The organism is Endozoicomonas sp. (assembly GCF_051008435.1).
In the GTDB taxonomy this organism is placed as follows: domain Bacteria; phylum Pseudomonadota; class Gammaproteobacteria; order Pseudomonadales; family Endozoicomonadaceae; genus Endozoicomonas_A.
In genome coordinates this window covers 1-4,995 of sequence record NZ_JBPCXO010000168.1, presented here as the reverse complement: position 1 = coordinate 4,995, position 4,995 = coordinate 1, and the positions used below count along the sequence as shown (strand labels likewise).

The 4,995-nt window shown below is 44.3% G+C and carries 8 protein-coding genes; 4 read left to right on the top strand and 4 right to left on the bottom strand.

Annotated elements, in window-relative coordinates:
* The first annotated feature begins 201 nt into the window (after positions 1-201).
* Positions 202-768, top strand: a complete 567-nt coding sequence (gene efpL, locus ACR2PX_RS08190) for an elongation factor P-like protein EfpL (protein ID WP_433998867.1) — start codon at positions 202-204, stop codon at positions 766-768.
* 19 nt (positions 769-787) lie between these two features.
* Here the strand turns inward: efpL and ACR2PX_RS08185 are convergent, their stop codons facing one another.
* Positions 788-1,228 (bottom strand): hypothetical protein, encoded by a 441-nt coding sequence (locus tag ACR2PX_RS08185; protein ID WP_433998866.1) that lies wholly within the window; start codon positions 1,226-1,228, stop codon positions 788-790.
* A gap of 207 nt (positions 1,229-1,435) precedes the next feature.
* On the opposite strand from ACR2PX_RS08185, the gene ACR2PX_RS08180 reads away from it, so the two are divergent.
* Both ACR2PX_RS08180 and ACR2PX_RS08175 read left to right on the top strand, forming a co-directional pair.
* Positions 1,436-1,984 carry a hypothetical protein gene (locus tag ACR2PX_RS08180; RefSeq protein WP_433998865.1) on the top strand — a complete coding sequence of 183 codons (549 nt, stop codon included), beginning with the start codon at positions 1,436-1,438 and terminating at the stop codon, positions 1,982-1,984.
* A 128-nt stretch (positions 1,985-2,112) separates the two neighbouring features.
* Positions 2,113-2,718, top strand: coding sequence for a DUF416 family protein (locus ACR2PX_RS08175; protein ID WP_433998864.1), 606 nt, complete (start codon positions 2,113-2,115; stop codon positions 2,716-2,718).
* Positions 2,719-2,722: 4 nt separating this feature from the next.
* On the opposite strand, the gene ACR2PX_RS08170 is transcribed toward ACR2PX_RS08175, so the two are convergent.
* Together ACR2PX_RS08170 and ACR2PX_RS08165 are read right to left on the bottom strand one after the other, a co-directional pair.
* Positions 2,723-3,829 (bottom strand): hypothetical protein, encoded by a 1,107-nt coding sequence (locus ACR2PX_RS08170; protein ID WP_433998863.1) that lies wholly within the window; start codon positions 3,827-3,829, stop codon positions 2,723-2,725.
* 87 nt (positions 3,830-3,916) lie between these two features.
* Entirely contained in the window at positions 3,917-4,279 is a 363-nt protein-coding gene (locus ACR2PX_RS08165; RefSeq protein WP_433998862.1) for a hypothetical protein, read from the bottom strand.
* Positions 4,280-4,472: 193 nt separating this feature from the next.
* On the opposite strand from ACR2PX_RS08165, the gene ACR2PX_RS08160 reads away from it, so the two are divergent.
* Entirely contained in the window at positions 4,473-4,673 is a 201-nt protein-coding gene (locus tag ACR2PX_RS08160) for a DUF2788 domain-containing protein (protein WP_433998861.1), read from the top strand.
* A 198-nt stretch (positions 4,674-4,871) separates the two neighbouring features.
* On the opposite strand, the gene ACR2PX_RS08155 is transcribed toward ACR2PX_RS08160, so the two are convergent.
* Entirely contained in the window at positions 4,872-4,988 is a 117-nt protein-coding gene (locus ACR2PX_RS08155) for a zinc ribbon domain-containing protein (protein ID WP_433998868.1), read from the bottom strand.
* Positions 4,989-4,995 lie beyond the last annotated feature (7 nt).

Sequence of the window (4,995 nt, the reverse complement as noted above, 5' to 3'; positions counted from 1 at the left end):
AGCGGAACAATTATGAACACAAGCTGATGCTGTAGATTAGACTGCAAAGTGTATGAAAACTGTACTCTCTTACCAAAAGTACAGCCTGCTCGCTCATTACCTCAAAGTTAAGCGGGACTTAAGGAAGCCACTCACGAACTCATAGCAGTTTCTGTCCTGTGATAGAATTTGCTCAGTCCCTTTGTACCGAGGTTGAAACCAATGGCCTACGCCAAAGATCTGAAGAAAGGTCAGATTGTTCAGATTGAAAATCAGTACTACATTCTCCGGCAACAGGAATCAAAGAGCCCATCCGCTCGCGGTGCCTCAACCCTCTATAAATTTCGTTTCAATTCTGTCCCTGGTGGCCAGAAATTGGATATGACCTGTACTGGCGATGATCAGTTTGCTGACGTTGACCTACTCCGCCGAACCGTCTCATTTCTGTATCGTGAAGGCGATGAATTCACCTTTATGGACAGTGGGGATTACAGCCAGTACCTGGTCAATTCAAGCACTATTGAAGAACAACTTCCCTTTATGTCTGATGGCATGGAAGGCTTAATAGCGTTGCTGGTTGATGGTCAATTACTGGCTGTTGAACTGCCTTCATCCATTGCTCTTGAAATCGTTGAAACCTCACCCGCTATAAAAGGTGCTTCTGCTGCAGCTCGTACAAAAACTGCACGACTAAGCACCGGCCTTGAAGTTCAGGTACCGGAATACCTGAGCAATGGTGAAATCATCAAGATTAATACAGAGACCGGTAAATTTATGTCCAGGGCATAAAGCCAGACTAGATTGTTGATCACTCTTCAAAATTTCTGCGATTCAAACCATAGAACAGTGCACTGCCTGCCAGTGCACTGGTAAAAACATTCAACAGCAACATCAGTACATTCACATAGTCATCCAATGACTGGACATTCAAACCCGATAAATCCAACCATTCATGATTCAGTAACAGAAGTGTCTCTAACATTTCATCTTTTGATAGAACAATATCCAATGAACCAAGCGTGCCGAATAAAATCAGGAACAAACTCACAGCAATATAATGCCATGGCTTACTGGCCTGATTAAGAGCCCATAACAGGTTCAAGATGACTAATCCGTAGCCGATAAAGCCAAATACCGGAATTTTTTTGTAAACTTCAAAACTCAGGGAAAAAGCGAGTAATAAACCGAACAGTACAAGGGAAAACAACCAATGAATTATGAAGCGATTTTCTCTTTTAATACCGTTCATCGTAGCCATCCTGAGCAATTATTTCACAATATAATAATGACAAAACCTTCATATATTATGTCGTTATATTGAACAGAAAATTCAAGGCACTTTAACCTCAGCATGCTTAACTTACTTAACAAGAGTCTTTCTCTTGCCAGCATGGTGTATGGACTGGCAGTATAATTGGTTGGAAGCGTTGTTAACGCTGCGCTAAGGATTAGCACCATGGATGGAAGCAAGTCTTTAAACAGCTGTAATACGTGTTGCAAATGGGGGTCATGCCTGATGATGACCTTATTCCCTGTCGTTGCAATGTGTGATAAAGAAGGTATTTACTATTCTGGAGCGCCTCATTACAGCACGGCTTATTCTCAAGATGTTTCAATAATTGACCCTTTTTCTACCAGAACCATCAATCGGAGAAAGAGCGTCAATACAATGCCTGAGCTGTCTATTCGCGAAAAATCCCAAATCAATCAGAAAAAAGTTAGTTCCTTCATTTATAAGGCTGTTACCGACCCCAAAAAGTTAGCCGGACAAGCTGCTGCAAGCGCTGCTATTCTCGGCTTAGATTACATTGGTGCTGCCAGACCGATCAAAGAAGGAATGGATTTCATCAAGAAAAAAACTCAGTTTGAATTTGGTGATTGTGGAAAGGTCCGATTCAGCAGCAAAGTTAAAGCTGAGACCTGTATGTTTGATAACTCCAAGATTGAACTCAATTCTGATTACAACCTGGACTCCTTCACAGTTAATTTTAAATGGCAGCTTTAATTACAGGGCTTTGAAGTTTTAGTCCTGCCTGCCAGACCCCATCTCCTCTAGAATTTCTTCCCAGCAGTGCCATCCCGGGATAATCCCGCTAGAATCCCTTTCCAGATATTCTGGTCTGAGGTTTCACCTTGAATACACATAAACAATACGCCGAGTTTTTACGCCAGCTCGACAAACTTCCAGCCTGGAAGCTTTCAGCCTTAGCAACAGCCGTTTGCGAGAGAGGTTGGCCCAACTTTGCCCTGTTTGCCGAGCTAGCAGAGTTTGGTCAACCAGAAGAAGCTCGACACTGCCTGAATATGCTCTGGGATAACGTTGCAGGCTACCAATCCGCTAAAAACTTTGAGCGGCTCCTGGAGAAGCTTGAACTAAACGTACCCGACCTGGATGAACTGGAGATGTTCGGGGCCGTTCCAGCCCACGACAGTGTCGTAAGTATGATCTGTGCAGTCAACTGTGCCATGGAGCCCGATGCCGGCGAAACAGCCAGCGCTCTAACATTGTCACTGAGCACTATAGGTAAATTCATCAAGTACACAGAAGCTGAAGAGCTTAAAGGTACTGAGCTGCAGCAATATATAGAGCAGCATGAACTTTATCAGCAGCAGATGACGTTTATTCAGGAAGTACTGGATCAGATCAGCCGAAGCAAACAAAACCCTGGTGTTATGAAACAGATCAGGGCTTTGGCCAGGAATGAAGGCATCAGTCACATTGGCATCAGCCTTGAGTAAACGATCATTTCACGTTGTTGATAACATCTCTCAGGAGTGAATATATTTTGTTCTGCGAGTTAGACATAGCATCAAAGTTCTGGTTATAAGTTGCCATCGCTCTCTGCAGCTGGACCGTCTGCAACTGGTTACTTCCGGTCAGGTTTTCTTTTGCAGCATTGAGAGACGTCTTCAGTGAAGCCCATTCCTCTGGTGTCAAATTACCGGTTCCACTGGCATCAGAGTAATTGATCTTTAACAGGTTACTGAGAATGTCACGTTCTTCCTGAGTCAATACAGGCATGCCACCAGTCACCTCATTGGTGAAGCTATTCTGGAAAGCCACTTTACGAGCGGCATAGCCACTGAGTGTTGCATTGGGGTCATTGGGATCCTGACTGGTCATCAGGTTGGTATTTGTTCCATCATATTCCCAGGAATGAAGCCCACCGGCTTCCAGCAGTACGTAACCATCATTACTGGCAGCATCCAGAGTAGTGCCATCCAGGCTCGGTGCTCCAATCACTGGGTTAGCAGAGTTTAAATTGGTCACCGATAAACCCTGGTTACCCCTTGTTATAGAAATTCCGGTAATGTTTGCCAAACCACCCGACAGATTGGATGGATCGAAAGGCGCTCCTGAGGCAGAGGTCTGGAACGTAATCTCTGTACCATCGTCTAGCACCATAGTCATATCATTCATCACAGGTATTCCTACCTGATTAGCATCCGATATTGACCCCTGAGCAACAGGCACCAGAGTCTGATTCTGATAATTGAGTTGGTTCCCTTCAGCGTCTATCAAAGTAAACGTTGTATTCCCCTCCGCATCAGGCTGAATAGCAATACCATAACCATTATCCAGCACAATGTTATTACCATTTGTGGTCCAGGAGGTTGCTGTATACTGGCTGGAGCCGTATTGGGCTATGTTGGATTTATTGATCAGATTATTGACATTAACCAGTAACTGGTTAGAGGTTTCTATCTCACCGACGATTCTACGAACTTCTGCATCCAGCATATTTCCCCGTTCGAGATAAACGGCTGAAATAAAATCCTGCTGACTAAGCTGGGAAGCATCAACAATATTGATGTTGTTATTACTGTTAACTCCATTAACGGTAGCCATGAAAAGCCGTCCCTGTCATCCTTGTTAATATTCAGTAAAAAAGCACAACCTGCTTTTTTGGTGGACTCTACAGCTCTTCTCGTTCGATCAAACAAAACCGGTCCGATGCCGCCTGCCCGAGGACCTTGATTTCGTCTTGGGTTTCAACAATCGATTGGCCAGCCTTAGCTCTTTTCGTTTCAGTGATGCTTCTTGAGAAAGGCCACTCTTAAGTTCATCGTTGAACTTGATCAGTTCCTGACGGGCTTTATGCTTGAAGTTGGCTGGCCAGGCATCGCCATTGATAAATTCGCGCAGTTTCTTTTTGTCCATGCCTACAGAATCCATAAAGCCTGTCTGCTTGTTTATGCCTTCTTTGGCGGACTTGACTACAGCTTCTGATTCTTGTTGAACAAGCCAGGACGACTTCTTCAGCTTGGTGACGTCGATCAGTCTGATACGGGAGGCCATGGATTTTTTCTCCTGTTGGCAAAGAAATCAGCCATGCACTCCCTGATCAATGGCTATTTCTCGCTATGGCACTTTGAATTCTCTCCAGCTCAACTCTACTTCCCGTTTACAACTGCCGGTTCTTCTTATTTCAGTGTAGACATAGAATTCATCGGAGATAGAATGTGCAGGCTTATTCGCTGGAGTACAGGTTATGGATATCGACAATTTTGAAAGCCTGATGATGAAAGTCCTTTTAACAGGCCTGGTGCTGTTTATGGGCTTCATCGTCTATGATCTGGCTAAAAAGTCGAAAGCGGGAAAGTTTGGCACAATCGTTCTTTTCGGTGCTTTGTGTCTCGGCGTACTGGGATTTGTCTTGAAAGGTGTACTAATGAAAACGATTGGCGGGTAATTTTCTGATTATCTCCCCAGATCAAATAGCTTGTTAGCTCATTGATACCAGCGTGAAAACTTCAATCACGCAGGCAAAAAAAAATCCGGGTCAACAACCCGGATTTAATAAGAACGAACATGACAAATGAACAGACTGACAGTCAATCTGCTGGAGTAATGTCAATACTCCATGACAAGAGTTGGCATCCTCCCCGCCCTAAAGGACGGGGATTCCTACAGCTAGACGGTCATGCCCGACCGCAAGAATGTTTCTTGCTGCGTTTACGTCACGCAGATGTTCAGCTCCGCACTCTGAACAGACCCATTCTCTTATTCCAAGA

Excerpts from the sequence above, each read along its gene's own strand:
- ACR2PX_RS08185 (WP_433998866.1), bottom strand. The coding sequence starts at position 1,228 with ATGAACGGTATTAAAAGAGAAAATCGCTTCATAATTCATTGGTTGTTT.
- ACR2PX_RS08160 (WP_433998861.1), top strand. The coding sequence starts at position 4,473 with ATGGATATCGACAATTTTGAAAGCCTGATGATGAAAGTCCTTTTAACA.
- ACR2PX_RS08170 (WP_433998863.1), bottom strand. The coding sequence starts at position 3,829 with ATGGCTACCGTTAATGGAGTTAACAGTAATAACAACATCAATATTGTT.
- ACR2PX_RS08180 (WP_433998865.1), top strand. The coding sequence starts at position 1,436 with ATGGATGGAAGCAAGTCTTTAAACAGCTGTAATACGTGTTGCAAATGG.
- ACR2PX_RS08165 (WP_433998862.1), bottom strand. The coding sequence starts at position 4,279 with ATGGCCTCCCGTATCAGACTGATCGACGTCACCAAGCTGAAGAAGTCG.
- efpL (WP_433998867.1), top strand. The coding sequence starts at position 202 with ATGGCCTACGCCAAAGATCTGAAGAAAGGTCAGATTGTTCAGATTGAA.